Here is a 16,282-nt window from a genome sequence, read left to right on the forward strand (position 1 = left end):
GGAATGCGTACATGACCGTGTTGTCCCGCCTGCCCACCACCGCGCGCCTGTTGCTGGTGCTGCTGGGTGTCGGCCTTGGCCTGAACCTGCGGGATATCGCCGCGGCCATCGGCACACCGGTTCCCGCACTGCCCATCCCCTATGGCGGCAGCCTGTTGGACAACGCGCTGGCGGTACTGGTGGCACTGCTGCTGGCCGCGCTGCTGCGGCCCCGTGACATGGGCCTGATGGCCAGCTTGGGACTGCGCGGAAACGGCTGGGGCGGCCCGTTGTGGGTGCTGCTGGCCAGCCTGCCCTGCTGGCTGGGACTGGCGCTGCTCGGAACTCCGAACACGGCACTGACTGCGCTGGATGCCACGATGCTGGCCGCGCTGTTCCCGCTGGCCGAGGAAGTGCTGTTCCGTGGCCTCGGCTTCGTGCTGCTGGTGAAGATCGTGCGCGGTCCGTGGCCGTTGCTCGCGCTGCCGCAGGCACTGCTGTTCGGCATGGTGCACTGGCTCGGCTTCGGCGGGTTCGACGGCGGCGGCATCGCACTGTTCATTGGCGCGGTGATCGCGCTGGGCGGCTTCATCTTCGCCTGGCTCGACCACCTCGACGGCGACACCCTGTGGTGCGGCCTGATCCTGCATGTTTCGATGAACCTTGCCTGGAATGTGTTCAGCCTCGATGACGCCATCGCATTGGGTTGGCAGGCCACCGGCCTGCGCATCGGCACCGCCCTGCTCGCAGTGGCGGTGCTGGCCTGGCACGTGCGGCTCAGGCGCCAGAGAGGCCTGTAACGCCCGCTTAGCTTGCCGTGCACGTCGGGATCACTACCGGCTTGCGCATACTTGCGCGCCTTTTCACCGTTGCTGTCCGGAGTTGTCGCGTCATGTTGCTGTCCAAGCGCCACGTTGAACCCCGCGTCCTGCTCATCGAGGACGCCGAGGAAACCCGCGAGCTGAGCCGACTGGCGCTGGAAAGCCAGGCCTGCCACGTAGTGGGCGTGAGCTCTGCCGAAGCGGCGCTGGGCCTGCTGGCGGCCGGTGAGCGTTTCGACCTGCTGTTCACCGACGTCAATCTGGGTGCGATCAGTGGCATTGAAGCCGCCAACCGGGTCCGCAGCCTGTATCCCCAGCTGCCGATCCTGGTGACGTCGGGCATGGACCAGCACCAGGTGCTGCCGCAGCTCCGCGACGGCATCCATTTCCTGCCCAAACCCTACAACATGAGCGAGCTGCTCGACGCGATCCGGCTGTGCTTCCGGCACGCCGATGTGGGCGTATTGACCGGGCCGGACGCACAGGCGGCCTGAGGCACTCATCAACCGCTGCTGTACGGCCCGGTACCCGGGAACACCTTCAGCAGCGCGCGGGTGATCATGTCCGGGTAGACGGTGAAATGGTCCTCGCCGTCGATCACCATGTTCTCCACCTTCAATGATCGCCCGCTGCTGCGCAGCTGCTCGGCGAACTCGGCGTTGTGGCGCAGCATGTCGTTGCGGGTGAAATAGCGCGGCTCCGGCTTGACCGTTTCGAAGCTGCCGATCGACAGCACCACCGTGGTCGGCTGCGCAGGCGCCTTGGCTTCGGCCAACATGCGCGGCACCCGATGGTTGTCGAACCACAGCGACGGGCTGGACAGGATGTAGCTGCGGAACATGTCCGGGCGCGTGGTCAGCACGTAGGCGCCGAACAGGCCGCCATAGGAATGACCGGCATAGGCTCGCCGCGCCGGATCGGTGCGGTAGCGCGCATCGATCAGCGGCAGTACGCGCTCGGCGAGGAAGTCGCGGTAATGCGCGGCGCCGCCGTAGCTGACGTCGTCGCTGTAGTCACGCGGATCGGTGCGCGCCGGATCGCTCGGCGTGTAATCCCGCGAGCGGCTCTGCCTGGAGGTCAGGCCTTCCTGCGGCGGCAGCCCGACCAGGATGAAATCCTCGATGTTGACGCCCTTCTGCCCGACCAGGTTGCGCACGCTGCGCACCAGCGGGAAGCTGTACAGCGCATCGGTCACGTACAGCACCGGATAGTGCTTTTCCGGATGTGCGGCGTAGTCGGCCGGCAACGCCACCCAGATCGGGTAATCGCGTCCCACCGGGTCGTGCACGCGCAGCGCCTCGGTATCCGGCAGCACCACGCCCTGCGCGGCGGTGGCCGCGCTTTCCTTCGCTTCATCCAGAGTTGCCGGTGGCGCCACCGACATCGCACAGCCCCCCATGGCCAGGCAGGCCGCCACACTCCATCCACGCACACGCTGCATCCACACTCTCCCGTTGCGGGCGACGTACCCGGGTGGCGTCGCTACCGCATCCTCACACGTCGCGCGGCGCCGCGCCACGCGCGGTCAGGGCGAGGCCGGCGGCGGCGCCGGGAACAGTGTGCGCAGCGCCTGCAATGCGGCCGGGTGGTAGACGGTCGCGTGGGTTTCCTCCGGCAGCGGCAGGTACTTCACCAGCGGCGACGGCGAGGCCTGCTGCAGCAGCGCGGCCAGTCGTGCCGTGGAGGCGGCCAGTTCCGGTTGCCCGCTGCTGGCCAGGAACACGTGCGGCTGTGCACGCGTCACCGCCGGCAGCTGCCGGGATGCTCCGGCCAGCATCGCACCACGGTTCCACCACAGGCTGGGGTCCAGCGCGATATAGCTGTTGAACAGCGTCGGCTCCTGCAGCAGCGTCTCGACCACGAACAGGCCAGCAAGCGACTCACCGATCAGCGCACGCTCGTCTGTGGTCGGGTAGCGCTGGCGTACCTGCGGCATCAGTTCATCGCGCAGGAAGCTGCGGTAGGCCGCCGAGCCACCGATGCGTGGCGCGATCTTCTGGTCCTGCGGGTCGCTGCTGGGGCCGGTCATGTCGCGGCGGCGCTCGGTATTCTCGATGCCGACCAGCAGGAACGGACGCATACTGCCATTGCCGGTCAGCACCTGCACCAGCCCTGCCACATGCAGGAAATCCTCGCCGATGCCGCCATCGGCCATGTACAGCACCGGCAGCGGCGCCTTCGGATCCAGGCCCCAGGGCTGCGGACGATAGACATTGATGCGGCGGGTCTCGCCCAGTGCCTTCGACTGCACGGTGAAGGTCTCGCCGATCACCAGTGGTGCGGCCGCAGCGGTCGATGCCGGCGGTGCTGCCGGCACGGTGGGAACAGCTGCGAGGCCCGGCCCTGCGGCGGCCAGCAGGATCAGGGCGGAGAGAGCGACGACGCGCATGCGAACTTCCATTTTCGAGAGGACGGCCAGCATAACTGCGCCGGCGCCCTCAACGGCGATCCAGTTCGATCACGGCCTGGCAGGCACGGAGCTGGTCGTCGGCATCGCGTCCGATTCGAACAAGCGCTGCCGCAACCTCTGCTCGTAACTGGGCGCCCGCATCACGTTCGCCGGTGCGGGCGGCGGCTTCGGACAGACGGCCGGTATGGCACGCGGCGAGGTCGTCGCGCAGGCGGAGAGTGCCAGCGCGCAGGGCAGCCACCACATCGGCATCCACCTCGGCCGCGCGCTCACGATCCTGTTCATGTTGTTCCCCCAGTGAGGCCATCGCCTCGCTCCGTTCTTCCTGATCCCGGCGCAACCGCCGTTCGGACTGCACCGCGCCGGCCTGTTGCTCCACATCGGCACGCGCCATCGCGAGGTCGCTGCGATCACCGCGCCAACGCCAGCCAGTCATGAACATCAGCAACGACCACAGCAGCAGCGACGCCATCACCACCAGCATGCGCGGCATGGGTCACTGCTCCGCCAGGCAACGCGCGTGGCGCTGCTGCTGGCGCTCCCACACTCCCCAGCACACGGTGTTGGGGCGGCCGTCGATGCGGGTTGAACAGTCGTAGCCCCCTGCCCGCCTCCACAGCAGCAAGGCATCGCAGGCCTGGTGATACTCACCCTGCAGCAGATGCCGGCGCATCGACGACGCGCGCCAGTTGCCGATGCCGTACTGGTAGAGGAAATCGACATAGACGTCGTACTCGCCCTGGCTGAGCGCCACACCGGGCAGCGACGCGCGGAACTGCCCTTCCTCCCTGGCCAGATGAGCCTGCACGGCATGCAGCGCGCGTACTGGCGTGGTGCGGTCGCCCAGCCTCACCGGCGTGCCATCCTCGCGAACGGTCGAGCCGAAGCCATAGGTGGGCCGGTCATTGCGCGTGGGCACCACTGCGGCGTCGGTGTATCCCTCGCGGTCAACGATGGCGATCAGGCCCGCAGCACTCAGCGCAAGCGCGGCGACCAGGCTGCGTACCGGCAATGTACTGCCGGGCCGGCTCATTCGCGCTCCCTGCGGCGCCATTCGCGCAGCCAGCGCCAGCCCAGATAGGCAATCTGCGCCGCCAGGTAGATGATGGTGAGGACCACGACCAGGCGGTCCAGGGTGATGCCGGCTGCAAGCGCACCGGCGACGGTAACCGGTGGCGCCGACTTGATGGCCGCCGCGCCGGCCGTGCTGATGATTTCTTCTTTCATGATGGGTCCTGGAGGGAATGCAGGCCGCGTCGCATCGACGTGGCCCGAAGGGGTGCCCGCCCCGCTGCCGGCTCGGCACGAGGGTTGTTCCGGTCGGGAGGCGGGCGGAAGATCGGTTCCGCCGCTCATGCGGCCTGGGCGATGCCCTCCATCCAGCCACGTACGCGCTGGAAGCCAAGTTCGACCAGGTTGAGGTAATGCCGGTTGGATACCGGCCGCTGCCCGCTGTTGGCCAGCAGCAGATTCGCCGTTTCGAATCGTTCGACCTTGCGTCGGCCACGCCCGCAGTAGTAGCCGCGCAGCGCACAGGCCATCGCCACGTTGTCACGCGCGACCGCCGTGATGATGTCTTCGATCTGCTGCGCCAGCTGATCGGTTTCCAGAGGCTTGTAGCCCTGGGCCCGCCCCGGCATGTCACCACGATGCTCGATCAGCACCGCCAGCAGGTTGCGCGACTGGAAGCCGAGGTATTCGCAGTCGCGATGCAGCGCATATTCGCCGCCCCAGTGCTCCAGGCGGCTGCGGACATACTCACCGAACGTATCAAGCTGCATGGGTGGCTTCTCCTTTGACGGGCGACGGGGTCGGACCGAACACATCCGGGCGCAGGGATTCGCGGCGCACGGCGCCCGCAGTGGCCAGCTCGATGCGCCGGCACAGGCGCGCGCCGGGCAGCTTGTGGCCGCGGGCGATCATGTAGAGGGTCCGCAGCGCGCAACCGGTCTGGTGGGCCAGGCGGCGCATGACGGGACAGCTGGGGGTGCCGTAGCCCCCTTGGGAGATGGCGTAGTCGATGAGGTTCATGGGCCACACATTACTGTCACGGTAATGGATAGTCAATACCGTTTTGGTCATTTGCTGGATTGGTAATGCAGCGCACCATCTACAGATGGACGCCAGTACCGCTCGCACCCTCAACATGCGCCTCCGCGTGGCCGCCGCCGGCGGCCCGGCCGAGTGGGCCCGCCTGTACGGTGGCACCCGCTGGGCCCAGCCCCAGGTCAGCCAGTGGATTTCCGAGAGCAACCCGAAGAGCATCGGCCATCGGCTTGCGCGCGATCTTGAATCAGTGATGCAGCTTCCACATGGAACGCTGGATCGCGTCGATCAGGACGGAGACGTGTCGCTTCAGTCTCAATCTACGGGACTGGATTTCGAGAAAATGAGCGCTGCGGTCAAGGTGCTTTCGCACTACCTGGAGCTGGTCGGCGATCCACCGGAATGGATCTACGATCCCGTGCTGCTGGAGACCGCATTCATGGTCGTGGACGAGTTCGGTCAGCCCTCTGCACCGGACAATGTGCTCGACCTGACGAAGCTTCTGGCAAGACGGATCAGGGAGGCAAAGGATGACTCACACGCGACTCGAGGAGCTCGCACAGCGGTTGGCCGCTAGGACCCAGGAACTGCGCGGCGAGCGCACCCCGGCGCCGGCATTGCGGGTGGTGGCGGGAGACGCACATGTGGTCCGCGGGGAGAGGCGCATGGACGCGATCATGCGCGAGTGGCATTGCCGCATGATCCGCAACGTACGCCGACGCTGGGGCGAACCCATGCAGCATGTGATCGATCAGGCATGTTGCGGTGTGGTCAACATCGAGCAGCTCGCCGACGACGCACTGATCCAGTTGCACAAGGACATGGAGCGCGCGGAGGAGTGCATCCGCGAGGGCATTTCCTTCCACGACGCCGGGCTGTTGCGCGCGCATTACGGCTGACAGCGTCCCTGGCCGGCCGGAAACGGCCGGTTCTGATGAGATCAATTACCTGAAATTACCTTTGTTGTTACCTTAAAGGTAATTTTTTTAAGGTGAGCGACGTGGGGGCAGCAGCGACGGAAGCGGGTGCGCGGAGCGCCGCCTCCCCGCACCCGCTGCCAGCGGGCGCCGGGGAGTCGATAGCACCTGCAACACCGCATCGTTGCAGCGGCGCTTCCCCCATTGCGGAAGTGCTTTGAAGGAAGCAACAAAAAAGGCGCCCCTTGGGCGCCTTCTTGATCGTCAATGCAATGGTGGGCCGTGAAGGATTCGAACCTTCGACCAAAAGATTAAAAGTCTTCTGCTCTACCGACTGAGCTAACGGCCCGATGCATCGCCCGGCCTTTCGGCGGGGTCCGCATTCTACCCTACTTTGCCGGGTCGCGCGAAGTACAGGGGTGTTGCGTGTCCCGGTCAGCGGCCGGCACTACCCAGTCGGGTCAGCCCGCTTAAACCTTCCGGGCCTTCCACGCATCCCATCCATGTTCACCACCCGGAGCCACGGATGCGCCTCACCTGCTGTCTGATCGCCATCCTGCTGTTGCCCTGCACAGCAGTGGCCTCGACGTCCCAGGTCGTCACTGACGACATCGCCCGCTTCTGGGCCACCTATGACGCGGTGCGCGCCGAGCCTGATGCCGAACGCCGCGTGGTGCTGGTCCAGCAACGCTACATCGATCCCGGCAGCCCCGGACTGCATGCACTGATGCAGGTCCGCAACTACACGGCCCGCGAATACGCCGAGGCCATGCAGTCATGGCCACGCTTCTGGACTTCGGTACGGCCGTTGACTGCGAACGCGCAGCAGGCCAGCGCCACGCTGGACCGGGACCTGGACGCGTTCCGCGCGCTCTACCCTGCACTGCGTCCGGCCACCATCACCTACGCGATGGGCGTGCTGCGTACCGGCGGCACCACGTTGGGCGACAAGGTGTTGATCGGGGCGGAGATGGCGCTGGGCGATGAGCGCGTGGACGTAAGCGAGCTGCCCGAGCCGATGCGCGGCCGCCTGCGGATCTTCTACGACAGCCGCCCCGGTGCGAACAACGCGCAGAACAACCTGCACGAGTACGTGCATACCCAGCAGCGCGAGACCACTGGCAGCCTGGCCCAGTACGCAGTACGCGAAGGCGTGCCCGAATACGTGGCAGAGCGCATCAGCGGTCGCCGTCCGGCACTGCCGCTGTACGCCTATGGGCCCGCGCACGAGGCACAAATCCGCACGCGCTTCCTTGCCGAGATGCACGGTGACAGCCTGGACAACTGGCTGTACAACAGCGCGCGCAATCCGTTCGGGGTGAGTGATCTGGGCTACTACGCCGGATACCGCATCGCGCAGGAGTACATGCGCCAACAGACCGACGAGGGGCCCGCCATCGCGCGGATGATCGAACTGGACTACGCCGATCCGGACGCGGTGCGCGGCTTCATCGAGGCATCGGGATGGTTGCAGGCCCGGTAGGTCAAGGAGTGCGAACCAACGGTTCGCACCCACCGAGAGGGGGGGGGGCGCACCCACCGAGAGGGGCGGCTTGCACACACCAAGAAGGGGCGGTTCGCACCTGCAGTGAAGCCGGCCAGCGGCCGGCTCTACCAGACGCGGTCAGGCGTACAGCGTGGGGTCGGGCACGCCGGCCTCGGCAAAGCCCTGCGCGCGTAGGCGGCAGGCATCGCAATGACCGCAGGCGGCGCCGTGAGCGTCGGCGTTGTAGCAGGACACGGTCAGGCCGAAGTCCACGCCCAGGCGCACGCCTTCGCTGACGATCTGGCCCTTGCTGAGGAACTGCAGCGGCGCGTGCACCTTGATGCCCGCACCTTCCACGCCCGACTTGGTGGCCAGGTTGGCCAGCGCCTGGAACGCCGCCACGAACTCGGGGCGGCAGTCCGGGTAGCCGGAGTAATCCACGGCGTTGACGCCGCAGAAGATGTCGTTGGCGCCAAGCACTTCGGCCCAGCCCAGGGCCAGCGACAGCATGATGGTGTTGCGCGCCGGCACATAGGTGACCGGAATGCCGGCACCGCCGGCCTCCGGCACGTCGATGTCGTCGGTCAGTGCCGAGCCGCCGATGCTGCGCAGGTCCACGTCCACGGTCTTGTGCGCGACCACGCCCTGGGCCTTGGCCACGCGGGCGGCAGCGTCCAGTTCGGAGGTATGGCGCTGGCCATAGCGCACGCTCAGGGCATGCACGGCGAAGCCCTGTTCCTGGGCCATGGCGATGACGGCGGCTGAATCCATGCCGCCGGAGAGAAGCACGACTGCCTTCTTCATGGGAAAAACATCCGGTTGGGAGGGGAAAGCCAGCACGCTGTCCCGCGCCGGAGTTACATCAGGGAACGCTGCGCCGGCTCATCGGCCCGGCTCGTCGTTCCACAGGATTTTATGCAACTGCATCTGGAAGCGCACCGGCAGCCGGTCTTCGACAATCCAGTCGGCCAGCTGCCGCGCGGTGATCTCGCCCTTGCTGGGCGAGAAGAACACGGTGCAGCGCTGCACCAGGCCGTGCTCGGCGACCATCGCCTTGGCCCAGTCGTAGTCCTCGCGGTTGCAGATGACGAACTTGATCTGGTCGCGGGCGGTCAGCAGCGGCAGGTTTTCCAGGCGGTTGCGGGCGGCTTCGGCCGAACCCGGCGTCTTGATGTCGACGACGCGCGACACCCGCGGGTCCACCGCGCTGACGTCCAGCGCACCGGAAGTTTCCAGCGAGACGTCCATGCCGGCATCGCACAGCTTTTCCAACAGCACCAGGCAGCGCTTCTGCGCCAACGGCTCGCCACCGGTCACGCACACGTGGCGCACGCCCTGGGCCAGCACCTCGGCCACGATGTCGTCGATATCCCACCAGGTGCCGCCGTGGAAGGCATAGGCGGTGTCGCAGTACTGGCAACGCAGCGGGCAGCCGGTCAGGCGCACGAACACGGTTGGCCAGCCGGCGGTATCGGCTTCGCCCTGCAGCGAGGTGAAGATCTCGGTGATCTTCAGGCGTGGCAGGGGCGACTGCACGATCTCACTGGGCGTGGCGGCGGCGCTGGACGGAGTAACGGCGGTCATGGCGGGTACTTCTTGGTGGGACACGTGGCGGGTGGGCTACCGTGGCCGGTAACGAACGCAGCCGAGCATGGCTCGGCTCTACGAAAACAACCGGGCAGACAGGGCCCGGCGCTGCCGGATCCGGGCGGGGTTGCCGAACCGGAAACGAAAGCAGCCGAGCGTGGGCTCGGCTCTACAGGACACCTATTGTACGCCGGGTCAGCGGATCTGCTTGCCGAGGCGGATGGACTGCAGACGGTCCTGCGCGGTGCGCGCGGCGTCCGAGCCGGGGTACTGCGCCACGACGGCCTCCAGCGTCTGCTGGGCCTGGTCGACCTTGCCCTCGCCATACTGCGAGAGGCCGACCTTGAGCAGGCCGCCGGCGGCCTTGTCGTGGGTCGGATAGCGCGAGAGCAGTTCGCGGAACTGGGTCTCGGCCATCGGGAAGTTGCGGGTGGCGTAGTAGCTCTCGCCCAGCCAGTACAGCGCGTTCGGCGCATAGACGCCGTTCGGGTACAGCTGCAGGAAGCTCAGGAACAACTGCGCCGAATCATCGTACTTGCCGGCCTTCAGCGAATCGAAGGCGACGTTGTAGGAGGTGCGCTCGTCGCCGGTGGCGGCAAGACTGCCGGCATCACCGTGGACGGAAGGCGGCCGCTCGGAAGTGGCCGCCGCTGCGGGTTTTGCCGGGGCCGGTGCGGCCTTCGGCGCGCTCGCCGGAACGGGCGGCAGGGCCGGGGCGGCATTGCCCCCTTCCAACCGGTTCAGGCGGCTGTCCAGATCCAGGTACTGGTCCTGGGCGGACTGCTTGAGCTGGGCGTTGTCGTGCTGCAACTGCTCGATCGAGGCCTGCAGGCTGGTGACCTGCTGCCGCAGCTGATTGATCTGGTTCAACAGGTCCTGGTTGGCGCTGTTGTTGTACATCTGCTGCTCGAGCGCGCCGACACGGTCGGCCAGGCTCTGTCGCTGTGCATGCGCCGGTGCGGCAGCCACGAGGGCTGCCGCAACGACCAGCATCAGTTTGATGCCAATGCGCATGGATTACTGCGCGGTGTAGACGATTTCGACGCGACGGTTCTGCGACCAGCAGGACTCGTTCGACTCGGTGCAGACCGGACGCTCTTCACCGTAGGACACGACGGTCAGCTGCGAAGCCGAGCCACCGTTGGCCTGCAGGGCCGAGTTGACGCCGTTGCCACGACGCTCACCCAGGGCCTGGTTGTACGCGCGCGAACCGCGTTCGTCGGTGTGGCCCTGCAGGGTGATGCGCGAGGACGGACGGTCACGCAGGTACTTGGCGTGGCAAGCCATGATGGCCTGGAATTCCGGCTTCACGTCTTCCTTGTCCAGGTCGAAGTAGACAACGCGCTGGCGCAGGCAAGCGTCGGTGTCCAGGTCGCCCGGGCCGTACAGGCCGGAGGTCGACGGACCGGTCGGGGTGGTGGTGGAGGTGCCGGTGTCGACCGGGGTTGCCGGCTGTTCCTTCACCTTCTTCGAGCAACCGGCCAGGACGGCCACAGACAGCAGGGAAACAAGCAGAACGCGGGTGGACTTGTTCATGGCGATACCTTTGTGGCTCCTAGGCCGATGAGGGGTTCAAGACAGCGAAAATATTAACACTCTTTTAGCGCTGAGTACGGTATGGGGACCATGCCGGTTCGCGCACATCTCCGTCAGCCAGAACCAACCGCTGGCGCACGCGCGCATCGGCGGAAACGGCGTACAGCACACCACGGCCACCCTCGCGGGCGGCGTACAACACCATGCTTGCGTTGGGCGCAAAGCTCGGAGATTCATCCAGCGAACCCGGGGACAGCGTGCTCCAGCGGGGCGAACCCAGCGAGCTGTCCATCATCGCGATCTTGTAGCTGTTGCCCGAGCCCTGCGCAACGGCGATCTTCTTGCCGTCGTAGGACACCGAGGGCTTGGCATTGTAGTTGCCCTGGAAGGTCACGCGCTCGGCACTGCCGCCACCGGCGCCGACCTTGTAGACCTGCGGGCGGCCGCCGCGGTCGGAGGTGAAGTACACCGCGCTGCCATCCGGCGCCCAGGTCGGCTCGGTGTCGATGGCGAAGTGGTTGGTCAGCTGGGTCAGCTGCTTGCTGCCCAGGTCCATCACGTAGATTTCCGGGTTGCCCGAACGCGACAGGGTCAGGGCCAGCTTGCGGCCATCCGGCGAGAACGCCGGGGCGCTGTTGATGCCGCGGAAGCTGGTGACCAGTTCGCGCGCACCGGTGCCGATGTTCTGGATGTAGATCGCCGAATTGCCACGCTCGAAGCTGACGTAGGCCAGCTTGCTGCCATCCGGGCTCCACGACGGCGACAGCAGCGGCTCGGCCGAACGCACGATGGTCTGCGGGTTGTAGCCGTCGGAGTCGGCCACCATCAGCGCATAGCGCATGGCATCGCCCTTGCCGCTGGCGGTCACGTAGGCGATGCGGGTCCAGAAGGCGCCGCGCACGCCGGTGATCTTCTCGTAGATGGCGTCGGCCATCTGGTGGGCGACGTCGCGCATGGCGTTGCCACGGGCGGTCATCGCCAGGCCCAGCAGGCGCTCGCCCTTGGGCACGTCGAACAGTTCGTACTCGACGCGGTAGGCACCGGCACCGGCATCGAGCACGCGGCCGACCACGATGTAGTTCTGCTTCAGCGCGCGCCAGGTGGCGAACTGGATGTCACCGCCACGCACGGGCTTCTCGACGATCTGCGCTTCCGGCAGCGTGCGGAACTGGCCCGAACGCTCCAGGTCGGCGCGGACCACGCCGGCGACGTCGGTCTGCGGAGCGGCCGACGAACCCTGGTAGGGCATCGGCACGATGGTGATCGGCAGGGCGGAGGCATTGCCGCCGATGATGTCGATATCCAGCCCCTTCTGCTGCGCGACGGCAGCAAAGGGCAGCAACAGGGCCGCAAACACGGCAAGCCAGCGAGGCATCTTTTTCATGGAGCGCTCAATAGGGGGAAACCGGAACGAGGGATAACAAAGCGGGAGTGAACCGCTTCGCAATCATGAACCAAGGGTACGTGAATTCCGGGTCAGTTCCAGCCCGTCCTCTCACGCACCGTTAACGTCGTGGCTAACATCGCACCTGCCTGCCCCGGTCACGCCGCCCCTCGGGGCGGTGTTCGACAGCAGCCTGCAGCCTGCCCGGCCGAAACCGAGCACGCCAGAGGCAAGCGCGACATCCGTGGGCAGGGGTGGCCCGAGGCCACCCCTGCCCTGCCCGCCTCAGCGATCCTGGGCGGTAAAGGTGAAGTTGAGCGTACGCGCGAACACCGACTCGAAGCCGCGGTACGGCAGTGGCTGCGCATTGAGCACCGCGGCCTCGATCGAACGCTTGCCGGCCTCGTCATAGGGGCAGTTCGGGCTGACCTTGGCCTGCATCACCGTGCCGCCCGGAATCTGGGTGATGGTGATCTGGCAACGCTGGCCCAGCGGCACCGTATCCGGGCGCACCCACTGCGACAGCACCTTGGCCTGGATCGCTGCGGCGTACTTGGCTGAAAGATCGTCGCTGTTGCCACCACCACCGGCCGCCGGCTGGGAAGCGCCGCTGGAGCCGGCAGCGGCACTGCCGGCGGCATTGCGCGCGGCGGCGACCTCGCGCAGCTTCCGCTCGGCCAGCTTGGCTTCCTTCTCGGCCTGCTCGCGGCGGGCACGGATCTCGGCGATCTTCTTCTGCTTCTCGGCCTCGGCCTTGTCAGCCGCGACGCGCTCCTGCTCGGCCTGCTTCTTCTTCTCGTCCGCTTCCTGCTGCTTGGCCAGGCGCAGCTTCTGCTCCGCTTCTTCCTGGCGCTTGCGTTCGGTCAGGTCGATCTGCTCCTGGCGGCGCTTGGCTTCCTGTTCCTGCTTGGCCTTCTCCTGCGAGATGGCCAGTGCGCTCACCGCTTCCTGGTCCTTGGTGTCCGGCTGCGCAACACGCTCCTGCGCCTGTTGCTGCTGGGGCGTGGGCGCGTCCTGCGGGCGCGGCTCGGGAATCGGCTGCGGCGGCGGAATGGTGTCTTCCGGCACCGGGATCGGCTCGGCGACCGGCGGCGGCAGGTCCTCCAGCTTCTCTGACTGGCGCAGCGCCTGGCGTGCGGCGGACGCCTCGGAGGCGGACAGCGCCAGGCTGGCCTCGACCGAGGGGTCGCCAGCGGCGGCATCGGTGTTGCGCTGGGGCGACCACAGCCAGGCCACGATGAAGACCAGCGCGACCAGCAGGTGCACCAGCAACGCCAGCGCCAGGGGCAGACCCCAGCCGGGTTCGCGCTGATGCGGGGGTGGCAGGGCGTCAGCGTGCATCGGTGGCCAGGCCTACCTTGTCTACCTTGGCGCGCTTGATCACGTCCATCGCGGCAATGACCTTCTCATAGGCCACGGCGCGGTCGGCGGCGACGATCACGCGCACGCCCTTGTCCTGGGCGGCGATGCCGGCCAGGCGGCCTTCCAGTTCCTCGGCCGACACGGCGGCCGGCTCCTTGGCGTCGGGCAGCTTCAGGCTGAGCTGGCCGTCCTGGCGCACCGAGACGATCACCGGGTCCTGCTTGCTCTCCAGCGCCTTGGCGTTGGACTGCGGCAGGTCGACGTCGAAGCTCAGGGTGAGCAGCGGTGCGGTGACCATGAAGATGATCAGCAGCACCAGCATGACGTCGATGTAGGGAACGACGTTGATTTCCGATTTCAGCTTGCGGCGCTTGCGGCGACCGATGGCAGCGGACATGGCTTGGACTCCCGGGTCAGGCGCTTACTCGTCGCCAGCGCTCTGGCGCTGCAGGATGGAGCTGAACTCTTCGGCGAAGGTCTCGAACCGCACCGACATGCGCTCCACGCGGGTGGTGAAGCGGTTGTAGGCCCACACCGCCGGGATCGCCACGAACAGGCCGATGGCGGTGGCGAACAGTGCCTCGGAGATGCCCGGCGCGACGGCGGCGATACCGGCCTGGGCACCGCTGCTGATCATGTCGTGCATGGTCACCATGATGCCGAACACGGTACCGACTAGGCCCACGTACGGGGCAGTCGAGCCGATGTTGGCCAGCAGCTCCAGGTTGCGCTCGAGCTGGTCCACTTCGCGGGTATAGGTGGTGCGCATCGCGCGCTGCGCGCCTTCAAGCTGCGCACGGCCATCCAGCCGGCGCTTGTCGCGCAGGCGGGTGTACTCGCGGAAACCGGCTTCGAAGATGGCTTCCAGGCCGGTCACGCTGCGGCTGCGGTCGGTGGCTGCGCTGTACAGCTTGCCCAGGTCGGCGCCGGACCAGAAGCGGTTCTCGAACTCGTCGGCTTCGCGGGTGGCCTGCTTGAACACGCGGGCCTTGCGGAAAATGATCACCCAGCTGACGAACGAGCCGACCAGCAGCAGCAGCACGATGATCTTCACCGGCAGGCTGGCCTTGGCCATCAGTTCGAGGTAGTTGATGCCGCCGCCGGTGGTGGCCTGGGCAAGGGTCTGTGTCGCGGCGTTGCTGACGTCGGCCGGCAGTGCCTCGGTGACCGTGGCCTGCAGGGCCAGGAGCGTTGCGATCATCCGTTGTTCCTCAATGTTCGGATTCGGGGTGGAGGTGGGGTTGCAGCACGGCAAGGACGGCATCGTCCATGCCACGCGGGCGGAAACTGGCCGCTTCCAGTGCGGCGATGCGGACCTGCGCGGACAGCAGCAGCTCGCCGTCGCGCAGGATCTGCTGGTCGAAGACCATGCTGGCCTTCTTCAGCTGGACCAGGCGGGCAGTCACCTGCAGGGTGTCATCCAGCCGTGCCGGCCTGATGAAATCCATCTGCATCGAGCGCACCGCGAAGACCATCCCGTGCTCGGCGCGCATGCGCTCCTGGCCGTAGCCGAGCGCGCGCATCCATTCGGTCCGGGCCCGTTCCATGAAGGCCACGTAGCGGGCGTGGTAGACCACGCCACCTGCGTCGGTATCTTCCCAGTAAATGCGTGTCGGCCAACTGAATCGGGGCTCAACCGACATCGGGAACCTCCGCGAACAGGTCCTGCGGCGGGTTCTTCGGCTTCAGGCCCATGTGCCGGTAAGCCTTGTGGGTGGCCATGCGGCCGCGCGCGGTACGCACCAGGAAGCCCTGCTGGATCAGGTACGGCTCGACCACGTCTTCCAGCGTGCCGCGCTCTTCGGACAGCGCCGCGGCCAGCGATTCGATGCCGACCGGGCCGCCGTCGAAGTAGTCGACCAGGGTCTTGAGCAGGCGCCGATCGAGCTCGTCGAAGCCTTCCGGGTCGACCTTGAGCATCTTCATCGCCGCCTGCGCCACGGCCTCATCGATGTGGCCACCGGCCTTGACCTGGGCGTAGTCGCGCACGCGGCGCAGCAGCCGGTTGGCGATGCGCGGGGTGCCACGCGCGCGCCGCGCGATCTCGCCGGCGCCGTCGGCGGTGCAGTCGATGCCGAGGATGCTGGCCGAGCGGCGCACGATCCGGGTCAGCTCCTCGACGCTGTAGAACTCCAGGCGCTGGACGATGCCGAAGCGGTCGCGCAGCGGCGCGGTCAGCAGGCCGGCGCGGGTGGTGGCACCAATCAGGGTGAACGGCGGCAGGTCGATCTTGATCGAGCGGGCCGCCGGGCCCTCGCCGATCATGATGTCGATCTGGAAGTCTTCCATCGCCGGGTACAGCACTTCCTCGACCACCGGCGACAGGCGGTGGATCTCATCCACGAACAGCACGTCATGCGGCTGCAGGTTGGTCAGCAGCGCAGCGAGGTCGCCGGCCTTCTCGATCACCGGGCCGGAGGTCACGCGCAGGGCCACGCCCAGTTCGTTGGCGATGACGTGGCTGAGGGTGGTCTTGCCCAGGCCGGGCGGGCCGAAGATCAGCACGTGGTCCAGCGCATCGCCACGCGCCTTGGCCGCTTCGATGTAGATCTCCAGCTGCTCGCGCACCGGGGCCTGGCCGAGGTAGTCGGCCAAGCGCCTGGGGCGGATGCTGGCGTCGGCGGCGTCATCCTCGCGGGTGGCGCCGGCGCCGATGATGCGGTCGTCGGTCATGTGCTGATTATGCGGCAAAAGCGTATGGGGTCGGATCCGTTTTCCAGAGGAAAACGGCTCTGACCCCGAACCGGAACACCG

General features: G+C 67.0%; 22 protein-coding genes and 1 tRNA gene. 5 read left to right on the forward strand and 18 right to left on the reverse strand.

The window, feature by feature from the left end; all coding sequences use genetic code 11:
• Window positions 1-11 precede the first annotated feature (11 nt).
• Together AC5P5W_RS15440 and AC5P5W_RS15445 are read left to right on the forward strand one after the other, a co-directional pair.
• Window positions 12-779 (forward strand): CPBP family glutamic-type intramembrane protease, encoded by a 768-nt coding sequence (locus AC5P5W_RS15440; RefSeq protein ID WP_053496107.1) that lies wholly within the window; start codon window positions 12-14, stop codon window positions 777-779.
• A gap of 92 nt (window positions 780-871) precedes the next feature.
• Window positions 872-1,294, forward strand: coding sequence for a response regulator (locus AC5P5W_RS15445; RefSeq protein WP_014648113.1), 423 nt, complete (start codon window positions 872-874; stop codon window positions 1,292-1,294).
• An 8-nt stretch (window positions 1,295-1,302) separates the two neighbouring features.
• Here AC5P5W_RS15445 and AC5P5W_RS15450 read toward each other — a convergent pair whose 3' ends face one another.
• The 7 genes from AC5P5W_RS15450 to AC5P5W_RS15480 form a co-directional block, all read right to left on the reverse strand.
• Window positions 1,303-2,241, reverse strand: coding sequence for an alpha/beta hydrolase (locus AC5P5W_RS15450; protein WP_049440328.1), 939 nt, complete (start codon window positions 2,239-2,241; stop codon window positions 1,303-1,305).
• A gap of 84 nt (window positions 2,242-2,325) precedes the next feature.
• Entirely contained in the window at window positions 2,326-3,189 is an 864-nt protein-coding gene (locus tag AC5P5W_RS15455; protein WP_100450488.1) for an alpha/beta hydrolase, read from the reverse strand.
• Between the two features lie 49 nt (window positions 3,190-3,238).
• On the reverse strand, window positions 3,239-3,703 hold the full coding sequence (locus AC5P5W_RS15460) for a lysis system spanin subunit (RefSeq protein WP_014648116.1): 465 nt from the start codon (window positions 3,701-3,703) through the stop codon (window positions 3,239-3,241).
• Between the two features lie 3 nt (window positions 3,704-3,706).
• Window positions 3,707-4,243, reverse strand: a complete 537-nt coding sequence (locus tag AC5P5W_RS15465; protein ID WP_014648117.1) for a glycoside hydrolase family protein — start codon at window positions 4,241-4,243, stop codon at window positions 3,707-3,709.
• Window positions 4,240-4,437 (reverse strand): hypothetical protein, encoded by a 198-nt coding sequence (locus tag AC5P5W_RS15470; protein ID WP_014038210.1) that lies wholly within the window; start codon window positions 4,435-4,437, stop codon window positions 4,240-4,242. The genes AC5P5W_RS15465 and AC5P5W_RS15470 overlap by 4 nt, the downstream gene beginning before the upstream one ends.
• 125 nt (window positions 4,438-4,562) lie before the next feature.
• Window positions 4,563-4,991, reverse strand: a complete 429-nt coding sequence (locus tag AC5P5W_RS15475; protein WP_014038211.1) for a hypothetical protein — start codon at window positions 4,989-4,991, stop codon at window positions 4,563-4,565.
• Window positions 4,981-5,241: a helix-turn-helix domain-containing protein gene (locus AC5P5W_RS15480; RefSeq protein ID WP_046432091.1), complete on the reverse strand. Its 261-nt coding sequence runs from the start codon at window positions 5,239-5,241 to the stop codon at window positions 4,981-4,983. Before AC5P5W_RS15480 ends, AC5P5W_RS15475 begins: the two co-directional genes overlap by 11 nt.
• 85 nt (window positions 5,242-5,326) lie before the next feature.
• Between AC5P5W_RS15480 and AC5P5W_RS15485 the strand changes: the two genes are divergently transcribed.
• Together AC5P5W_RS15485 and AC5P5W_RS15490 are read left to right on the forward strand one after the other, a co-directional pair.
• Window positions 5,327-5,833, forward strand: a complete 507-nt coding sequence (locus AC5P5W_RS15485) for a hypothetical protein (RefSeq protein WP_041863715.1) — start codon at window positions 5,327-5,329, stop codon at window positions 5,831-5,833.
• Between the two features lie 88 nt (window positions 5,834-5,921).
• Window positions 5,922-6,155 (forward strand): hypothetical protein, encoded by a 234-nt coding sequence (locus AC5P5W_RS15490; protein ID WP_032958956.1) that lies wholly within the window; start codon window positions 5,922-5,924, stop codon window positions 6,153-6,155.
• A 291-nt stretch (window positions 6,156-6,446) separates the two neighbouring features.
• On the opposite strand, the gene AC5P5W_RS15495 is transcribed toward AC5P5W_RS15490, so the two are convergent.
• Window positions 6,447-6,522, reverse strand: a tRNA-Lys gene (locus AC5P5W_RS15495).
• A gap of 177 nt (window positions 6,523-6,699) precedes the next feature.
• Here AC5P5W_RS15495 and AC5P5W_RS15500 point away from each other — a divergent pair.
• Window positions 6,700-7,656, forward strand: coding sequence for a hypothetical protein (locus AC5P5W_RS15500; protein ID WP_197575169.1), 957 nt, complete (start codon window positions 6,700-6,702; stop codon window positions 7,654-7,656).
• Window positions 7,657-7,797: 141 nt separating this feature from the next.
• Here the strand turns inward: AC5P5W_RS15500 and queC are convergent, their stop codons facing one another.
• The 10 genes from queC to ruvB form a co-directional block, all read right to left on the reverse strand.
• The gene (queC, locus tag AC5P5W_RS15505; protein ID WP_032958954.1) at window positions 7,798-8,463 is read right to left on the reverse strand and encodes a 7-cyano-7-deazaguanine synthase QueC; all 666 of its coding nucleotides are present in this window, start codon (window positions 8,461-8,463) and stop codon (window positions 7,798-7,800) included.
• Between the two features lie 78 nt (window positions 8,464-8,541).
• Complete coding sequence (gene queE / locus AC5P5W_RS15510) at window positions 8,542-9,243, reverse strand: 7-carboxy-7-deazaguanine synthase QueE (protein WP_046432157.1); 702 nt, start codon at window positions 9,241-9,243, stop codon at window positions 8,542-8,544.
• 198 nt (window positions 9,244-9,441) lie between these two features.
• Entirely contained in the window at window positions 9,442-10,260 is an 819-nt protein-coding gene (gene ybgF / locus AC5P5W_RS15515) for a tol-pal system protein YbgF (RefSeq protein ID WP_049406165.1), read from the reverse strand.
• 3 nt (window positions 10,261-10,263) lie between these two features.
• Window positions 10,264-10,782 (reverse strand): peptidoglycan-associated lipoprotein Pal, encoded by a 519-nt coding sequence (gene pal, locus AC5P5W_RS15520; protein WP_495221265.1) that lies wholly within the window; start codon window positions 10,780-10,782, stop codon window positions 10,264-10,266.
• A 64-nt stretch (window positions 10,783-10,846) separates the two neighbouring features.
• Entirely contained in the window at window positions 10,847-12,166 is a 1,320-nt protein-coding gene (tolB, locus tag AC5P5W_RS15525; protein WP_014038220.1) for a Tol-Pal system beta propeller repeat protein TolB, read from the reverse strand.
• 285 nt (window positions 12,167-12,451) lie between these two features.
• A complete protein-coding gene (tolA, locus tag AC5P5W_RS15530; RefSeq protein ID WP_014648159.1) occupies window positions 12,452-13,507 on the reverse strand; it encodes a cell envelope integrity protein TolA in 1,056 nt (351 codons plus the stop codon).
• Complete coding sequence (gene tolR / locus AC5P5W_RS15535; RefSeq protein WP_006438804.1) at window positions 13,497-13,925, reverse strand: protein TolR; 429 nt, start codon at window positions 13,923-13,925, stop codon at window positions 13,497-13,499. The genes tolA and tolR overlap by 11 nt, the downstream gene beginning before the upstream one ends.
• A gap of 24 nt (window positions 13,926-13,949) precedes the next feature.
• Entirely contained in the window at window positions 13,950-14,729 is a 780-nt protein-coding gene (tolQ, locus tag AC5P5W_RS15540; RefSeq protein ID WP_005410752.1) for a protein TolQ, read from the reverse strand.
• Between the two features lie 10 nt (window positions 14,730-14,739).
• The gene (ybgC, locus tag AC5P5W_RS15545; protein ID WP_014648160.1) at window positions 14,740-15,171 is read right to left on the reverse strand and encodes a tol-pal system-associated acyl-CoA thioesterase; all 432 of its coding nucleotides are present in this window, start codon (window positions 15,169-15,171) and stop codon (window positions 14,740-14,742) included.
• Complete coding sequence (ruvB, locus tag AC5P5W_RS15550) at window positions 15,161-16,201, reverse strand: Holliday junction branch migration DNA helicase RuvB (RefSeq protein ID WP_049440336.1); 1,041 nt, start codon at window positions 16,199-16,201, stop codon at window positions 15,161-15,163. Before ruvB ends, ybgC begins: the two co-directional genes overlap by 11 nt.
• Between the last annotated feature and the right edge of the window lie 81 nt (window positions 16,202-16,282).

The sequence above is a fragment of the Stenotrophomonas sp. YJH_SMC_123 genome, assembly GCF_059368215.1.